Source organism: Stenotrophomonas sp. P2112, assembly GCF_041897515.1.
Classification (GTDB): domain Bacteria; phylum Pseudomonadota; class Gammaproteobacteria; order Xanthomonadales; family Xanthomonadaceae; genus Stenotrophomonas; species Stenotrophomonas sepilia.
In genome coordinates, this window is record NZ_CP169216.1 from 2,957,741 (window position 1) to 2,973,287 (window position 15,547).

The window sequence follows — 15,547 nt, forward strand, 5'->3', positions numbered from 1 at the left end:
GCACACACAGTGCAGCATGGATGCGGTGGTTACAGAGGCAGGCTCAGGCCGCGAGCGCGTCGCGCCGTACCAGTACCTGGTCGATCAGGCCCCATTCGCATGCCTGCTCGGCGCTCATGAACCGATCGCGGTCCAGGGTCTGTTCGACCTCCTCGAAACTGCGTCCGCAATGCCGCGCATACAGCTGGGTGATGCGCTGCTTGGTGCGCTGCATCTCCTCGGCGTGGATGAAGATGTCCGAAGCCTGGCCCTGCACCCCGCCCAGCGGCTGGTGCACATGCAGGCTGGCATTGGCCAGCGCCGCGCGGTGACCCGGCTCGCCGGCCATCAGCAGGAACGAACCCATCGACCGCGCGGTGCCCATGCACAGCGTATGCACCGGGGCCGAGATGTATTGCATCGTGTCGTACATCGCCAGGCCGCTGGAGATCACCCCACCCGGCGAGTTGATGTACAGATGGATCGGCTTCTCCGGATTTTCAGATTCAAGGAACAGCAGTTGCGCGCAGACCAGCGCCGATACGGTGTCATCGACTTCGCCGTTGAGAAAGATGATGCGCTCGCGCAGGAGCCGCGAGTAGATGTCATAGGAGCGCTCACCGCGCTCGCTGCGTTCCACCACCATCGGTACCAGCTGCATTCTGTCCCGCATGTGCCTGCTCCCTGTAGCGTTCGATCCAGGCGCCGGCTCACGCCGCGCGCATCACCGTGCGATGGTCATCGTTGGACGCCGGCGGTATCAGCGCGCGCCGGTCGGTGAGCCGATGCACGATGGTCAGCACCGTTCCCCCATCCTCATCAGCGCGCAGCCGGAAACACACCAGGCTGTGCAGATGTGGGGGCTGTGCATCGCGCAAGCGGAATCCGAGCTCCCGCCCCTCCTCGAACAGGCAGGGCTTTGGATCGGCAAGATCGGCGGCAGGCAACCAGCGCTCACGCAGTGCCGGATCGAACAGTGCGCGCCAGACCCGTTCCGGTGGCGCAGGCAACCGCTGCTCCATCACCAGCGCGGGAGCCGCTTCCTTCAGAACATCGTCCATCAGTCCATCTCCTCCAGCAGGTTCTGCAGTGCGGACATCCGCGCCGGCCAGTAGGCCCGGTAACGCTGCAGCCAGCGTCCGATGTGGGCCAGCCCGCGCGGATCGACTTCATAGTGGACGAAGCGCCCCTGGCGCTGCTCACGCACCAGCCCTGCATCGCGCAGCACTGCCAGGTGCTGGGACATCGCAGACTGGCTGATCGCAATGCCCTCGCGCAGCGCGCTGGCATGCCGCCCGCCATCGGCCAGCTTTTCGAAGATGTGGCGGCGGGTGGGGTCAGCCAGCGCCTTGAACAGGGCGTTCTCGATCATGATCAACACATTAGCAACTACTAATGTGTAGTGCAACTGCCACAGCCGCTGTGCTGCAATGACGGCTTCCTGGCATGGAGCAGTGCATGAAGACCCTTGGCCTGATCGGCGGCATGAGCTGGGAAAGCTCGGCGCAGTACTACCGGCTCATCAACGAGGCGGTGCGGAATCGCCTCGGTGGCGCGCATTCGGCGCAACTGCTGCTGTGGTCGGTGGATTTCGCCGACATCAAGCAGTTGCAGCACGACGGTCAGTGGGATGTGCTGGGCAACCACATGCTCGATGCCGCGCGGCGACTGCAGGCCGGTGGCGCCGAGCTGCTGGTGATCTGCACCAACACCATGCATATGCTGGCCGGCCGGATCGAAGCCGAATGCCCGCTGCCCCTGCTGCATATCGCCGACCCGACCGCCACGGCGATCCTGCAGGCAGGCATCCGCAAGGTGGGACTGCTCGGCACCGCCTTCACCATGGAGCAGGCGTTCTACCGCGACCGGCTGCAGGACCGCTTCGGGCTGCAGGTACTGGTTCCGGAGGCTGATGATCGCCGCTGCGTGCACGACATCATCTACCAGGAGCTGATCGCCGGCGTGGCCAGCGAGCACTCGCGGCAGGTGTACGCCGGCGTGATTGCGCGGCTGGTCGCGCGCGGCGCCGAAGCGATCATCCTCGGCTGTACCGAGATCATGCTGCTGGTGCGCCCCGAGGACAGTGCGGTGCCGTTGTTCGACACGACCACCCTGCACGCGCTTGCGGCGGTGGACGCTGCGCTGGCCCGACCGCGCGCAGCGTCAGCCTAGGCCCTGGACTTCCAGTGCGGTGATCAGCCAGTCGACCACAGCCTGCGAATCACACAGGAAGAAGATGGCATCGCCCGAACGCGCTTCGGTCAGCAGCCGATAGACGGTAATCGCCACCGCCGACTGGTTGGCGATGAACACCTCCGGGCTGCGCGGCCCTTCGCTGTGGCCGGCCACGGCGTGCAACGCCTTGCGCGCAGCCACGGTGGCGGGCGGGTCTGCGCTGCGGGTCAGTTCCGGCCCGCGCAGGCCCCACGCAATGAACACATGCTTGCCCTTGAACGTGGTGTCCAGGACACGCACCTGCCCGGCCTCTGCGCCAGCCGAGCGATGAATGACGGTACTGCTGATCAACGCAACCCCCTGTGGTCGTCGTGGTCCGCGCATCCTCCTCCGCAAGCCGGCTGCACGCCAGTGACGGCAGCCACAGGCTGCGCCGGCATGCGTGGGAGACATGTAAGAAGGTGTAAGCCGATGCGATCGGATGTGCCGCGATGATAAGGGATGTAAGGCCCTGCATGGGCCGGTGCGCACTACTAAATCCCCACTGAGCCAGCGCCGGAACGATCCGTTCCGACGGCCTCGGGCTGGTCCATTCTTGCGGCCCATTCCCCTGCCGAGGCTCTCCATGACCCATCGCCTGTTGCCGCCCATTGCCACCTCCGCCCTGGCCCTGCTGCTGGTGGCCACCACGGTGGCCGCCCAGGACTACGACAGCGATCACATTCCGCCGCTGCGTTGCGAGTCGCAGTTCAACAAGACCCAGCAGTGCCCGATCGAAGGCCGCATGCGCATGGCCAGGCAGCTGTCGGTCACCCGCTGCGTCGAGGACCAGAACTGGGGCCAGAGCCGCCGCATGCTCTGGGTCACCGAAGGCTGCCGTGCTGAGTTCGTGGCAGACGAACAGGGACGCGGCCGCTGGCCGGGGCACGGCCGGGATCGTGATCGGGATGACGACGGCGAGCGCCTGGTCTGCGAGTCCTACGAGCAGAAGGACAAGGAATGCCGCATCCGGGTGCGCCATGAAGTGCGCCTGGTCAAGCAGAAGTCGGTGACGCCGTGCGTCGAGGACCGCAACTGGGGCTGGGACCGCCGCGGGGTGTGGGTCAGCGACGGCTGCCGTGCCGAGTTCCGCGTGTATTGACTGCCGACCACACGCTGGCTTTGGCGGATACGCAGACACGGCCGACGTGATCGATGGACTGGGCGCATCCAGTCCAGGAGCCTGCGATGGCACCACCCGATCCTTCCTCGACGATGCTGCATATCCGCGAGGTGATGCCCGCCTCGGGTTTCATCGACAGCGGCATCGGGCATGGATTGGACGAAGGCGATCCGGAGCTGATCTACCGCTTTTCCGGCAGCTGATCGAGATACGTGGTCACCTTTGCGTCCAGCAGGTCCATCAACACCGGATCCATGCAGCGATAGTCGTCGGGGATGTCCAGGCAATGCAGGCGCTTGTGTTCCAGCAGGCGCGCGTATGCGGCCCGCAGGCGATGCTGGTGCTTGGCCTCCATCACGAAGATGACATCGGCCCAGCGGATATCCGCCGGGCCGATGGGGCGTCGTGCATGCGGGCTGGTGCCGGCCGACAGCGCGTTGAAGCCGGGCCGCCGTCGCCACATGGCTTCGGCGGTCGGGCTCCGCAGCTGGTTGCGGCTGCAGACGAACAGCAGGTTGATCATTCCTGTTCCTGCAGTTGCCGGGCGCTGAGGACCGGATAGGTGAAGCCCAGCTGGCGTGCACGCGCGAGCTTGGCATCGCGCGTATACAACAGCTTCCAGCTCTTCTCGGGCTTGTAGCGGTAGGCGGTCGTGGCGCGGTCGCCACCACGATTGCGGGCCTGGCTGCGACGCCAGGCACGGTTTCTTGCAGATTCCATGATGTGTTCTCGTGAGTACCGGGTTCAGCAGCCGCGGTAGTACGAGTGGCGCGCAGCATACACCGCACGCACAAAAAAGCCCACGCATCGCTGCGCGGGCTTCTTGATTCATCACAGTGGTCGGGACGGCCGGATTCGAACCGACGACCCTCTGCCCCCCAGGCATCGTTCCAGATAGGCCCATCCCGTTGATCTGTAAGGGTTTCAGGCCTTCGCAGGGCATCCCAAAAGTGCAAATTGCGCCCCAATCCGATCAATCACTTACGAGCCGATAGGGTGCATATGGCGGCTCTACCCGACGCCATCCGAACGGCGGCGATGCGATCCCCCCATCAGCCAATCCCCTTCCCTGTCCCGCCAATCGAGGATCTTCTCCGGGTGCTCCCCGCCGCGCCCCGTATCTAGCGCCCCACGGCCAGCATCCCCTTCCTCGGCGAGCGTACATGCAGCGGATCGCGACGAGCCTAGGCAGGTGTCACGAACTGCTGCCCGTCGGCGTCCTTGCTTCGGGTGGGGCGGTTCCGGCCCCACAGATACCCGAAAAGGACCCATTAAAATGAATCGAGCGAACTGGTTCGTAGTCTCTCCCGAGGGCGCCAAAGCCGTGGGGCAACTGCATCACTTTGTGACCGCGAACACATCTCTGCCGCCGAAACTGGTGCATCTGGTGTTTTTGCGTGTGTCGCAGCTAAACGGCTGCGCCCACTGCATCGACATTCATACCCGTGATCTGCTTAAGGAAGGCATGCCGTTCGACACAATCGCTCTCCTACCTGTTTGGCACGAGGCCGCCTATCTATTCTCCGAACAAGAGCGCGCCGCACTGGCATGGGCAGAGGAAGTGACGCTCGTGAGCGAAACCCATGCATCTGATGAGGCGTACGAAAAAGTAGCCGCAGTATTCGGCGAGAAAGACCTGGTCGACCTCACGCTCACCATTGCGGCCATGAACGCGATCAACCGGATGGGCGTGAGCTTCAGATTGAAGCCCCGCGCCAAGCCCGCTGCGGAGAAGTAGCGTACGGCACGCCGGAGATCGTCCTGGCTTTGTCCGGGCCGAGGCGCTCGTAAAAACCATCGGTGGCCTACTCACCGCAAGGAACGGGCGGAGCAAGCCCCGCCCACATAGTGCCTTAACCCTGGACTTCCGCCCGGAAGGCAATCTCAATCAGCTGCTCGGGGAAGGCCAACGCCGAGACCCCGATCAGGTTGCTGGCCACCTGCGGCACCGGCTGGCCATACACGGCCGGCCGGACTTTGCTACTGGCCGCGAAAGCGGCCGGAACGTCGATGACGAACAGCGTTTCCTCGACCACGTCCGCGATCGACCCACCCAGCTCTGCCAGCAGCACCTGCGCGTTCTCGTAGGTGCGCCTCATCTGGGCTTCCATGGTATCGAAGTTGGCGGGCTTGCCGTCGGCCCCCAGCTCCGCCGGCGCAACCAGCTCGCCCTGCGGCGTGTGCGAGAGCTGGCCGGACACGAAGATCGTGTTGTTGACGCGGACGGCCTGTACGTACCCGTAGGCCGATTCCCACGGCACTCCGAAGCTGGCGGTCTTTCGATTGGTAGCGTTCATCATTGCTCTCTCTGGTGAAAGGGCAAGTGTGGCAAGCATTTTGAGTCGACCGCCTCCCCTGAACGGGGGATCAGATTCGAGCGCGGGACAGCTGCTCTCTACCTGCCTTGACCCATGCCTTCATCGGATCCCTCGCCCTGGGCTTGGTCTCCTTCGGCGGTCGGCGCGGTTCCAGCGCTTCCTTGATCCGCGCCAGTTCCAACCGCCCGGCCTCGGCCAGGCGCCGGGCCTGTTGCTGCTGCTCGCGCGTCGGCGGCAGGCCTAGCAGCGGCGGCTCGGGCTGGATCGGAGTGCTGTCGGTCAGCCGGGCGACCGCCTGGCGCAGGGGAAGATCGGGATACAGCCTGGCCGCGCACCAGCGCTCGGCGTACCGCTTCGCCTGCCGGACGTTGGCCGCGCGCACTTCCTTCACCTGCCACATCTTCTGGCCTTCCATCCATAGCCGGACCCCGGAACCGCCGTCGGGCGTGACGCTGGCCGTCTCCCGGCCGTTGTACCAAAGCGCCCAGCGCTCGCCGGTCTGGACCCAGCCAGAGGGGATTGGGGCGGTGCGGAAGCCGTGGGAAGAACGCATGGCCGGAAGGATACGGCTGGTGACGGTGAAGTTTGCCGACGTGCGCGACGGCCACCTGTGGGTAGTGCCGTCGAAAACCGAGGGCTCGACGAACGTTCGACTACAGATCGCCGTGGCCGGGCCGCTGCTCGACCTGCTGGCCAGGTGCCGCGATGACGTGGTTTCGCCGTTCGTGATCCACCGCCTGCCGGAAAAGGCCAGGCCCAGCGACAAGCGCGCGAAGGACCGAGCGCACCACACGCAGGTGCTGCCCGAGCAGCTGTCGCGTGCGTTCGCAAAGGCACGCGATGCTGCCGGCGTGGGTGGCGAAGCACCGCCAACATTCCATGAGATCCGCAGCCTGGGCGGTGCGCTGCTGCGCGATGCGGGCTGGACCACGGAACAGATTCAAGCGCTGATGGGACACGGCAACGCGTCGATGACTGAGCATTACCTGGGTGGCCATGAAGCGCCGTGGCAGCCGGTCACCACGGGTATCGCGCTACCTCGATAGGGTGGCGATAGGGTGGTAATAGGGTGCACAACGAAAAAGGGCCTGCACCGCATGGCGCAAGCCCTTGTTCTATCGCTGCTTTTGGTCGGGACGGCCGGATTCGAACCGACGACCCTCTGCCCCCCAGGCAGATGCGCTACCAGGCTGCGCTACGCCCCGACTGATGCTGCGATGTGCCCGCCAGTGCGGCGGGCCGTGAAGTATAGCGGATTACGATGGAAATTGGATCAGCGGCGCAGCAACTGCAGCACTTCTTCCAGCTCCATGCGCACCTGCTTGATGATCTGGTTGCTCAGCGCCGATTCCTCGCGGGCATCGGGACCATCCAGGCGCAGGCGTGCACCACCGATGGTGTAGCCCTGTTCGTACAGCAGGCTGCGGATCTGCCGCACCATCAGCACGTCATGGCGCTGGTAGTAGCGGCGGTTGCCTCGGCGCTTGGCCGGCTCAAGGCTGGGAAACTCGGTTTCCCAGTAGCGCAGGACGTGCGGCTTGACGTCGCACAGCTCGCTGACCTCACCGATGGTGAAGTAGCGCTTGGCCGGGATCGGCGGTAGTTCGCGATTACTGCCCGGATCCAGCATAAGCTTCCACCCTCTCCTTGAGCTTCTGGCCCGGACGGAAGGTGACCACCGTACGGGCGGAAATCGGAATTTCCTCGCCGGTCTTCGGGTTGCGACCCGGGCGCTGGTTCTTGCGCCGCAGATCGAAATTACCGAAGCCCGACAGCTTCACCTGACGTCCCTGTTCCAATGCTTCACGCAGCACATCGAAAAACGCGTCGACGAATTCCTTGGCTTCCCGCTTGTTCAGACCGACTTCGTCGAACAGCTTTTCCGCCATCTCCGCCTTGGTCAATGCCATTGCCTGCTACCCCCGAGTGCCGCCCGCTCAGCCGCGGATCCGGGCGTGGTGTTCACGCTCGATGGCAGTGACCGCCTCGGCCACCACCGCATCCACGTCGCGGTCCGTCAGAGTGCGCGACTTGTCCTGCAAAATCAAGCCCATAGCGAGACTCTTGAATCCCGGCTCGACGCCCTGGCCGACGTAACGGTCGAACAGGTTCAGGTCGCGCAGCAGCGGGCCGGCGGCCTGGCGCACGGTCGCCGCCAGATCGGCCCAGGCCACCTGTTCAGGCACCAGGAACGCCAGGTCGCGACGCACCGCCGGGAAGCGCGACAGCTCGCCGGCACGTGGCAGGCGACGGGCGGTCAGCGGTTCCAGATCCAGCTCGAAGGCGTAGACATCGGCCTCGATATCCATCGCCTTGGCCAGACGCGGGTGGATCTGGCCGATCCAGCCGATCACCACGCCATCGCGGTACACCTCGGCCGACCGCGCCGGGTGGCCGTAGGCACGGGCCGACGGGCGGAACTCCAGTACCGCACCACTGGCAGCCGCCAGCGATTCCAGGTCGCCCTTCAGGTCATGGAAGTCGACCTTGCGAGTCGGCAGGCCCCACTGCACCGCCTGCGCGTCACCGCAGACAGCTGCCGCCACGCGCGGCGTTTCCAGCGGTGCCGGCTGGCCATCTCCGGCCTGCTGGGCGAACACGCGGCCGAGCTCGAACAGGCGCACGCGGCCGAGCTGGCGGGCGGCGTTGCGGCCCAGTGTGGCGACCAGGCCCGGCAGCAGCGACGGACGCATTACCGCCAGTTCGGCCGACAGTGGATTGGCCAGTGGCACCAGGCCGTCGCGCAGCTGCCACTGGGCCAGCAGCGCATCGTCGACGAAGGCGAAATTGACGGTTTCCTGCTGGTCACGGGCGATCAGCTGGCGGCGCACGCTCAGCGCGTCCAGCTGGGTCTCGCTCGGCATCGCCACGCGGGCGGCACCGCCCGGCAGCGTGGTCGGGATCTGCTCGTAACCGTGGATGCGGGCCAGCTCTTCGATCAGGTCTTCTTCAATGGCGATGTCGAAGCGGCGGCTCGGCGCGACCACCTGCCAGCCGTCGGCAGCAGCAACCACGTCCATGCCCAGCGCGCGCAGGATGCGCTCGACTTCCGCATCGTCGATGGTGATGCCGAGCACGCGGGTGATGCGGGCGCGGCGCAGCACGATGGTTGCCGGCTGCGGCAGATCGGCTTCACGCACGGCCTCGGTAACCGGCGCCGGGGTGCCGCCCGCCAGGTCCAGCACCAGGCGAGTGGCGTACTCGATCGCGATGCGCGGCAGCGCCGGATCGACGCCGCGCTCGAAGCGGTGGCCGGCATCGGTGTGCAGGCCCAGCTTGCGGCCACGGCCCATGATCGCAGCCGGCGCGAAGTGCGCGGCTTCCAGGAACACGGCGGTGGTTGCGTCGGTGACACGGGTGTCGAAGCCGCCCATCAGGCCAGCCAGGCCGATCGCACGATCGGCGTCGGTGACCACCAGGAAGCTGTCGTCCAGCGCGGCATCGCGGCCGTCCAGCAGCTTCAGCGTCTCGCCCGCGCGCGAACGGCGCACGGCAATGCTGCCCTGCAGGGTGCCGAGGTCGTAGGCATGCATCGGCTGGCCCAGCTCCAGCATCACATACTGGGTGATGTCGACCAGCAGCGAGACCGGACGCACGCCACTGCGGCGCAGGCGCTCGGCCATCCACAACGGAGTCTTGGCGGCGGCGTTGACGCCCTCGATGACACGGCCCAGGTAACGCGGCGCTTCGGCGCCGGCGTCGAGCTGGATGCTCAGCTCACGGCTGCCGACTGCCGGAATGGCCTCGGCAGCGAAGTCCAGCACTTCGCTGCGGGTGGCGGCGGCGACGTCATAGGCGATGCCGCGCAGGCTGAAGCAGTCGGCGCGGTTCGGGGTCAGCTTGATCTCGATGCTGGCGTCCGGCAGGCCCAGGTAGTCGACCAGGGCGTGGCCGACCGGCGCGTCATCGGGCAGCTCCAGCAGGCCGGAGGCATCGTTGTCCAGGCCCAGCTCCTTGGCCGAGCACAGCATGCCGTTGGACTCGACGCCGCGCAGCTTGGCCGGCTTGATCTTCAGCTCGCCGATCTGCGCACCCACCATGGCCAGCGGCGCGACCAGGCCCGGGCGCGCGTTCGGTGCGCCGCAGACGATCTGCAGCAGTTCGCCCTGCCCGGCATCGACCCTGCACACCTGCAGGCGATCAGCTTCGGGATGGCGCACGGCCTCGACGATGCGCGCCACGACCACGTGATCGAGGCCTTCGCCCAGCGCGGTCACTTCTTCCACTTCCAGGCCGATGGCGGTCAGCACTGCACTCAGTTCATCGCGCGAGGCGCCGGTCGGGACATGGCTGCGCAGCCAGTTTTCGGAGAATTTCATGGTGTCACCCTGGTGGGCCCGGCGCATGCGCCTGGGCCTGCGAATTTAGGAGCAGCCGAGCATGGCTCGGCTCTACATGGTTGCGGCTTACGCGAACTGTTTCAGGAATCGCACGTCGTTCTCGAAGAACGCGCGCAGATCGTTGACGCCGTAACGAAGCATCGCGAAACGCTCCACGCCCATGCCGAACGCGAAGCCGGTGTAGCGCTCCGGATCGATGCCGACGTTGCGCAGCACGTTCGGATGGACCATGCCGCAGCCCAGCACTTCCAGCCAGCGGGTGCTGCCGTCGGGCTGCTGCCAGGCAATGTCCACTTCCGCGCCCGGCTCCACGAACGGGAAATAGCTGGGGCGGAAGCGCATCTCGAAGTCGCGCTCGAAGAACGCGCGCACGAACTCGGCCAGCGTGCCCTTCAGGTCGGCGAAGGTCGAATGCTCGTCCACCAGCAGGCCTTCCACCTGGTGGAACATCGGCGAATGGGTCTGGTCGCTGTCGCTGCGGTACACCTTGCCGGCGGCGATCATGCGCAGTGGCGGCGCGTGGTCGCCCATGTAGCGCACCTGCACGCCGGAGGTGTGCGTGCGCAGCAGGCGGCCGTCGCCGAAGTAGAAGGTGTCGTGCATGGCGCGCGCCGGATGGTGCGGCGGGAAGTTCAGCGCCTCGAAATTGTGCCAGTCGTCCTCGATCTCCGGCCCTTCCGACAGCTCGTAGCCCAGCCGGCCGAAGATGCCGGTGATGCGCTCCAGGGTGCGGGTGATCGGGTGCAGGCCGGCACGGTCGCCGTTGCGGCCCGGCAGGGTGATGTCGATGGCTTCGGCGGCCAGGCGCGCATCCAGCGCCGCGTCCTCCAGCAGCGCCTTGCGCTCGCCCAGCGCGCGGGTCAGCGCGTCGCGGGCCTGGTTGATCGCTTCACCAGCGGCCTTGCGCTCGTCCGCCGGCAGGGCGCCGAGCTGCTTGAGCTGCGAGGTGATGCTGCCACTCTTGCCAAGCAGGGCCACGCGCAGCTGTTCCAGCACGTCGGGACTCTGTGCGGCGGCCACATCGGCCAGCGCCTGGGTGGTGAGGGATTGGATGTCGCTCATGGGGGGCCGGAACTCCAGTCGATCTGCCATCGCGATGCGCGAAGGGCCGACCCCTGTCGCCACCGCCGTCCCCGCGCTGCCGCCATGGCCTCGCCGGAACCCAAAAAAGAATGGGGAAGGACTTGCGCCCTTCCCCATGCATTGCCTTGACCTGACACCGTTCCGAGTGAACGGTTACGGCATCGGGAAGGACTTATGCCGCCAGCGCGCCCTTGGCCTTTTCGGCCAGCGCAGCAAAACCGGCTGCGTCGTGCACGGCGATGTCAGCCAGGACCTTGCGATCCAGGGTGATGCCAGCCTTCAGCAGGCCGTTCATGAAGCGGCTGTAGCTCAGGCCGTTGATGCGGGCAGCCGCATTGATACGGGTGATCCACAGCGAACGGAAGTTGCGCTTCTTCTGCTTACGGCCGATGTAGGCGTACTGCTGTGCCTTGATGACCGCCTGCTTGGCGACGCGGAAGACCTTGCGACGGGCGTTGTAATAGCCCTTGGCGAGATCCAGAATCTTCTTGTGGCGGCGACGCGCCTGTACGCCACGCTTAACTCGTGCCATTTTTCAGTTCCTCAGAGGTAAGGGAGCATGCGGTCCAGACGGCCTGCGTCTTCTGCACGGACATGGCCCGTCTGACGCAGATTACGCTTACGCTTGGTCGCTTTCTTCGTGAGGATGTGGCTACGGTTGGCGTGGCCGCACTTGTACTTGCCCGAGGCGGTCTTGCGGAAACGCTTGGCCGCTGCCCGGTTGGTCTTGATCTTGGGCATTGCAATGTCCTTGATGGGATATGACCCTGGTTTCTGACTGATCTGGCGGCGGCCTGGGCCGCTCTTTCCGTCCTGCCATGATCGGCGTACGACCCGTCCTGGGTGGGTCGAGCCGGGCATGATACAGGCAAAACCGCCCTGCCACCAGCCCCTGCAGCCCTTTCGCCGGCACTTCACCGGCATCCTGCAAAAGCAAAGGGACGCCAGCGGCGTCCCTTTATCCTGAACCATTCAGCCAGGCGCCCCGGAAGGCGGCCCGTCCGGCCTCAGGTCTTCTTCTTCGGCGCGATCATCATGACCATCTGGCGCCCTTCCAGGCGCGGACGGGATTCAATGACGATGTCCTCGCCCAGATCGGCCTCGATCCGGTTGGCCATTTCACGACCCAGTTCCTGGTGGCTCATTTCACGGCCACGGAAGCGGATGTTGACCTTGATCTTGTCGCCTTCTTCAAGGAACCCGCGCATCTTGCGCAGCTTGATCTGGTAGTCGCCCTCGTCCGTGACCGGACGGAACTTCACTTCCTTGATCTCGACCTGCTTGGTCTTCTTCTTGGCCTCGCTGGCCTTCTTCTGCGCTTCGAACTTGAACTTGCCGAAGTCCATGATCTTGCAGACCGGCGGATCGGCCTGCGGCTGGATCTCGACCAGGTCCAGGCCTTCATCTTCGGCCATGGACAGCGCTTCGTCGCGCGACAACACGCCGATCATTTCTCCGTCACTGCCGATCACGCGGACGCGCGGCACACGGATTTCCTGATTCTTGCGGTTCTGTTTGTTGTCAGGGGTGCTGATATTACGTTCTCCCAAGGGTATCGAACCGGTCCGGGTGCCTGTGCGCCCGGACCGGACCTTTGCTTACGCGCCCTCGGCCTGGAGCCGCTCGATGAAGGCCTGCAGGCTCATGCTGCCCAGGTCTTCGCCAGAACGCGTACGCACCGCCACAGCCCCATTCTCCTTCTCGCGGTCACCGATGACCAGCAGGTAGGGCACGCGCTGCAACGTATGCTCGCGGATTTTATAGCCGATCTTCTCGTTACGCAAATCCGAGCTGACGCGGAAGCCTTGCTCCGCAAGGGTTTTGGTCACGCCCGAGACGTAGTCGGCCTGGGCGTCGGTGATGTTGGCCACCACCACCTGGGTCGGTGCCAGCCAGGCCGGGAACTGGCCGGCATGGTGCTCGATCAGGATGCCCAGGAAGCGCTCCATCGAGCCGACGATGGCGCGGTGCAGCATGACCGGGTGCTTCTTCTGGCTGTTCTCGTCCACGTACTCGGCGCCCAGGCGGCCCGGCATCATGAAGTCGACCTGCATGGTGCCCAGCTGCCAGGTACGGCCGATCGCGTCCTTCAGGTGGTACTCGATCTTCGGGCCGTAGAAGGCACCCTCGCCCGGCAGCTCCTGCCATTCCACGCCACAGGCGGTCAGCGCCGAGCGCAGCGCGCCTTCGGCCTTGTCCCAGGTGGCGTCGTCACCCAGGCGCGACTCCGGACGCAGCGCGATCTTGATCTGGATCTCGTCGAAGCCGAAGTGCCGGTAAACCGCCAGCGCCTGCTGGTGGAAGGCCGTCACTTCCGACTCGATCTGGTTTTCCGTGCAGAACACGTGGCCGTCGTCCTGGGTGAAACCACGCACGCGCAGGATGCCGTGCAGCGCGCCGGACGGCTCGTTGCGGTGGCAGGAACCGAACTCACCGTAGCGGATCGGCAGGTCGCGGTAGCTGTGCAGGCCCTGGTTGAACACCTGGATGTGGCCCGGGCAGTTCATCGGCTTGACCGCGTACGTGCGCTTCTCCGATTCGGTGAAGAACATGTTGTCCTGGTAGTTGTCCCAGTGGCCGGACTTCTTCCACAGGCTCACGTCCAGGATCTGCGGGCAGCGCACTTCGCCGTAGCCGCTGCTGCGGTAGACCTTGCGCATGTACTGCTCGACCACCTGCCACAGTGCCCAGCCCTTCGGGTGCCAGAACACCAGGCCCGGGGCTTCTTCCTGCAGGTGGAACAGGTCCTGCTGCTTGCCGATGCGGCGGTGGTCGCGCATCTCGGCTTCCTCGATGCGCTTGATGTACGCCTCCAGCTGCTTCTTGTCAGCCCAGGCGGTGCCGTAGATGCGCTGCAGCTGCTCGTTCTGCGCGTCGCCGCGCCAGTAGGCGCCGGAGATGCGGGTCAGCTTGAAGGCCTTCAGGAAGCGCGTGTTCGGCACGTGCGGGCCCCGGCACATGTCCACGTATTCCTGGTGGTAGTACATGCCCATCGCCTGGATGTCGTCGGACATGTCTTCGATCAGGCGCAGCTTGTAGTCCTCGCCACGGGCCTTGAAGATCTCGATCACCTCGGCGCGCGGCGTCATCTTCTTGATGACGTCGTAGTCCTGGGCGATCAGTTCACCCATGCGCTTCTCGATCGCGGCCATGTCGTCCGGCGTGAACGGGCGCTCGGAATAGATGTCGTAGTAGAAGCCCTCGGCAATCACCGGGCCGATCACCATCTTCACGTCCGGGTACAGCTGCTTGACGGCGTGGCCGACCAGGTGGGCGCAGGAGTGGCGGATGATCTCCACGCCCTCCTCGTCCTTGGCGGTGATGATGCGCAGGCTGGCATCGTGGTCGATGACGTCGCTGGCATCGACCAGCACGCCATCGACGGAACCGGCGATGGTGGCCTTGGCCAGGCCGGCACCGATCGACTGGGCGACGTCCATGACGCTGACGGGATTTTCGAACTCGCGGCGGCTGCCGTCGGGAAGGGTAATGTTGATCATCGCAGTGGCTTCGTGCGGGGCCCGCGGGGCGGGCTGGAAAGCGTTCCCGGGCCGCGGCCCGGGCAATAAAAAAGCGCCGCGAGGGCGCCTGGAACACAGGGCCTTCGGGGGCAGGTCAACAGTGGGCGGTGGTAGTGCTCATGTCGCACGCTCGGCCGGCGCTGGGCGCGGGCCACCTTGTTCCAGTCAGGAGTCTGCGACGATCTTAAACCAGCGCACCGGAAAGCCCAAGGGCTGCCGTGCGGTCCGCTGAATGGCCGGCGCTGGCGGCGTGAAAACGCAATGATTACCATGTCCGCGCAGCCCGCCCCGTGCCAGCCTGCCCGCTTCCCCCAGGACCTCGTGATGCGCCACCCGCTCCGACCGGCTCCCGCCGGCCCCGCCCGTGCCCCGCGTTCGCCGGCCCACTGCCGCGGCGCCCGCCCGCAATGATCACCGTCGGCCTTTCCACCCTGGGCTTCTGCAGCCTGGGCATGCTGGCAGCGATGTTTTCGGCACTGGCCTTCTATGCCGCCTCGCCGCACTGCCGTTGGCCCCGCCTGCGCCGTGCCGGTCGTCTCGGCCGCCAGATCGGCCTGGTCGCCGCCGCTGCTGCCCTGTGGTTGTGGATGGCCGAACTCGGCTTCGCTGCCGGCCTGGTGGCGATGCTGTGCACCTGGATGCTCGCTGCGATGCTGTTGCCGGCGCTGGCCGCCTGGCATCGCCCGGGCACGGAGTCACCCTGATGTGGCCGCGCGCCTTCGCCGGCATCATCGCTGGCTTCCTGCTTGCGGCCGCCGCTACCGGCCTGCTGGCCTGGCTGCCGCCCGGCCCGTGGCAGCGCGCACTGGTGCCGACCCTGATCGCCTTCATCCCGTTATGGATGCTGGCCGCCCTGTGGGCGTTCAGCTTCCGCAGCGCACTGCGCGCCTGGCTGGTTCTGGGTGGCAGCGCCGCGGCCGGCTTCGCCGTGCTCGGGCTGCTGCGCCTGACCGGCGCGGTGCAATGAGA

22 protein-coding genes, 1 tRNA gene and 1 pseudogene are annotated in these 15,547 nt (G+C 65.8%); 7 read left to right on the forward strand and 17 right to left on the reverse strand.

The window, feature by feature from the left end; genetic code table 11:
- Positions 1 to 43: 43 nt before the first annotated feature.
- From ACEPA4_RS13790 to ACEPA4_RS13800, 3 genes are read right to left on the reverse strand one after another with little or no spacing between them, the layout of a single operon-like run.
- On the reverse strand, positions 44 to 652 hold the full coding sequence (locus ACEPA4_RS13790) for an ATP-dependent Clp protease proteolytic subunit (protein WP_005417839.1): 609 nt from the start codon (positions 650 to 652) through the stop codon (positions 44 to 46).
- Between the two features lie 37 nt (positions 653 to 689).
- Positions 690 to 1,040, reverse strand: coding sequence for a polyketide cyclase (locus ACEPA4_RS13795; RefSeq protein ID WP_065179579.1), 351 nt, complete (start codon positions 1,038 to 1,040; stop codon positions 690 to 692).
- Positions 1,040 to 1,351 carry a helix-turn-helix transcriptional regulator gene (locus ACEPA4_RS13800; RefSeq protein ID WP_005417843.1) on the reverse strand — a complete coding sequence of 104 codons (312 nt, stop codon included), beginning with the start codon at positions 1,349 to 1,351 and terminating at the stop codon, positions 1,040 to 1,042. Before ACEPA4_RS13800 ends, ACEPA4_RS13795 begins: the two co-directional genes overlap by 1 nt.
- A gap of 86 nt (positions 1,352 to 1,437) precedes the next feature.
- Here ACEPA4_RS13800 and ACEPA4_RS13805 point away from each other — a divergent pair, with 86 nt between their 5' ends.
- On the forward strand, positions 1,438 to 2,151 hold the full coding sequence (locus ACEPA4_RS13805; RefSeq protein ID WP_065186022.1) for an aspartate/glutamate racemase family protein: 714 nt from the start codon (positions 1,438 to 1,440) through the stop codon (positions 2,149 to 2,151).
- Here ACEPA4_RS13805 and ACEPA4_RS13810 read toward each other — a convergent pair.
- A complete protein-coding gene (locus ACEPA4_RS13810; RefSeq protein ID WP_032954354.1) occupies positions 2,143 to 2,538 on the reverse strand; it encodes a hypothetical protein in 396 nt (131 codons plus the stop codon). The two genes, ACEPA4_RS13805 and ACEPA4_RS13810, sit on opposite strands and share 9 nt — an antisense overlap.
- A 241-nt stretch (positions 2,539 to 2,779) precedes the next feature.
- Between ACEPA4_RS13810 and ACEPA4_RS13815 the strand changes: the two genes are divergently transcribed.
- Positions 2,780 to 3,295 (forward strand): DUF3011 domain-containing protein, encoded by a 516-nt coding sequence (locus ACEPA4_RS13815; RefSeq protein WP_139727408.1) that lies wholly within the window; start codon positions 2,780 to 2,782, stop codon positions 3,293 to 3,295.
- A 137-nt stretch (positions 3,296 to 3,432) separates the two neighbouring features.
- Positions 3,433 to 3,519, forward strand: a pseudogene (locus ACEPA4_RS13820) (GNAT family N-acetyltransferase); the annotation flags it as partial.
- Here the strand turns inward: ACEPA4_RS13820 and ACEPA4_RS13825 are convergent.
- Together ACEPA4_RS13825 and ACEPA4_RS13830 are read right to left on the reverse strand one after the other, a co-directional pair.
- Positions 3,498 to 3,839 (reverse strand): low molecular weight protein tyrosine phosphatase family protein, encoded by a 342-nt coding sequence (locus ACEPA4_RS13825; protein WP_005417852.1) that lies wholly within the window; start codon positions 3,837 to 3,839, stop codon positions 3,498 to 3,500. The pseudogene ACEPA4_RS13820 and the gene ACEPA4_RS13825 sit on opposite strands and share 22 nt — an antisense overlap.
- Positions 3,836 to 4,036 (reverse strand): hypothetical protein, encoded by a 201-nt coding sequence (locus tag ACEPA4_RS13830; RefSeq protein WP_005417854.1) that lies wholly within the window; start codon positions 4,034 to 4,036, stop codon positions 3,836 to 3,838. The genes ACEPA4_RS13825 and ACEPA4_RS13830 overlap by 4 nt, the downstream gene beginning before the upstream one ends.
- 556 nt (positions 4,037 to 4,592) lie before the next feature.
- Here ACEPA4_RS13830 and ACEPA4_RS13835 point away from each other — a divergent pair.
- The gene (locus ACEPA4_RS13835; RefSeq protein ID WP_069139815.1) at positions 4,593 to 5,054 is read left to right on the forward strand and encodes a carboxymuconolactone decarboxylase family protein; all 462 of its coding nucleotides are present in this window, start codon (positions 4,593 to 4,595) and stop codon (positions 5,052 to 5,054) included.
- Positions 5,055 to 5,169: 115 nt separating this feature from the next.
- Here the strand turns inward: ACEPA4_RS13835 and ACEPA4_RS13840 are convergent, their stop codons facing one another.
- Both ACEPA4_RS13840 and ACEPA4_RS13845 read right to left on the reverse strand, forming a co-directional pair.
- Entirely contained in the window at positions 5,170 to 5,616 is a 447-nt protein-coding gene (locus ACEPA4_RS13840; protein WP_032954355.1) for a RidA family protein, read from the reverse strand.
- A gap of 67 nt (positions 5,617 to 5,683) precedes the next feature.
- Entirely contained in the window at positions 5,684 to 6,187 is a 504-nt protein-coding gene (locus ACEPA4_RS13845) for a hypothetical protein (protein ID WP_176556929.1), read from the reverse strand.
- A 19-nt stretch (positions 6,188 to 6,206) separates the two neighbouring features.
- On the opposite strand from ACEPA4_RS13845, the gene ACEPA4_RS13850 reads away from it, so the two are divergent.
- On the forward strand, positions 6,207 to 6,680 hold the full coding sequence (locus ACEPA4_RS13850) for a tyrosine-type recombinase/integrase (RefSeq protein WP_005417861.1): 474 nt from the start codon (positions 6,207 to 6,209) through the stop codon (positions 6,678 to 6,680).
- A gap of 82 nt (positions 6,681 to 6,762) precedes the next feature.
- Here ACEPA4_RS13850 and ACEPA4_RS13855 read toward each other — a convergent pair.
- From ACEPA4_RS13855 to thrS, 9 genes are all read right to left on the reverse strand, one after another.
- Positions 6,763 to 6,839: transfer RNA gene (locus ACEPA4_RS13855), tRNA-Pro, on the reverse strand.
- 68 nt (positions 6,840 to 6,907) lie between these two features.
- Positions 6,908 to 7,264 carry a MerR family transcriptional regulator gene (locus tag ACEPA4_RS13860; RefSeq protein WP_005410431.1) on the reverse strand — a complete coding sequence of 119 codons (357 nt, stop codon included), beginning with the start codon at positions 7,262 to 7,264 and terminating at the stop codon, positions 6,908 to 6,910.
- A complete protein-coding gene (locus ACEPA4_RS13865; RefSeq protein WP_005410432.1) occupies positions 7,245 to 7,544 on the reverse strand; it encodes an integration host factor subunit alpha in 300 nt (99 codons plus the stop codon). The genes ACEPA4_RS13860 and ACEPA4_RS13865 overlap by 20 nt, the downstream gene beginning before the upstream one ends.
- Positions 7,545 to 7,571: 27 nt before the next feature.
- On the reverse strand, positions 7,572 to 9,953 hold the full coding sequence (pheT, locus tag ACEPA4_RS13870; protein ID WP_065186676.1) for a phenylalanine--tRNA ligase subunit beta: 2,382 nt from the start codon (positions 9,951 to 9,953) through the stop codon (positions 7,572 to 7,574).
- Between the two features lie 87 nt (positions 9,954 to 10,040).
- Positions 10,041 to 11,036 (reverse strand): phenylalanine--tRNA ligase subunit alpha, encoded by a 996-nt coding sequence (locus ACEPA4_RS13875; protein ID WP_005417865.1) that lies wholly within the window; start codon positions 11,034 to 11,036, stop codon positions 10,041 to 10,043.
- A 193-nt stretch (positions 11,037 to 11,229) separates the two neighbouring features.
- Positions 11,230 to 11,589: a 50S ribosomal protein L20 gene (gene rplT, locus ACEPA4_RS13880; protein ID WP_005410435.1), complete on the reverse strand. Its 360-nt coding sequence runs from the start codon at positions 11,587 to 11,589 to the stop codon at positions 11,230 to 11,232.
- A gap of 11 nt (positions 11,590 to 11,600) precedes the next feature.
- The gene (rpmI, locus tag ACEPA4_RS13885) at positions 11,601 to 11,798 is read right to left on the reverse strand and encodes a 50S ribosomal protein L35 (protein ID WP_005410436.1); all 198 of its coding nucleotides are present in this window, start codon (positions 11,796 to 11,798) and stop codon (positions 11,601 to 11,603) included.
- A 266-nt stretch (positions 11,799 to 12,064) separates the two neighbouring features.
- The gene (gene infC, locus ACEPA4_RS13890) at positions 12,065 to 12,607 is read right to left on the reverse strand and encodes a translation initiation factor IF-3 (RefSeq protein ID WP_080104334.1); all 543 of its coding nucleotides are present in this window, start codon (positions 12,605 to 12,607) and stop codon (positions 12,065 to 12,067) included.
- Between the two features lie 48 nt (positions 12,608 to 12,655).
- Entirely contained in the window at positions 12,656 to 14,557 is a 1,902-nt protein-coding gene (gene thrS / locus ACEPA4_RS13895; protein ID WP_005417872.1) for a threonine--tRNA ligase, read from the reverse strand.
- A 428-nt stretch (positions 14,558 to 14,985) separates the two neighbouring features.
- On the opposite strand from thrS, the gene ACEPA4_RS13900 reads away from it, so the two are divergent.
- On the forward strand, positions 14,986 to 15,282 hold the full coding sequence (locus ACEPA4_RS13900; protein WP_005410439.1) for a hypothetical protein: 297 nt from the start codon (positions 14,986 to 14,988) through the stop codon (positions 15,280 to 15,282).
- On the forward strand, positions 15,282 to 15,545 hold the full coding sequence (locus tag ACEPA4_RS13905) for a hypothetical protein (protein ID WP_049413666.1): 264 nt from the start codon (positions 15,282 to 15,284) through the stop codon (positions 15,543 to 15,545). The genes ACEPA4_RS13900 and ACEPA4_RS13905 overlap by 1 nt, the downstream gene beginning before the upstream one ends.
- Positions 15,546 to 15,547: the final 2 nt, after the last annotated feature.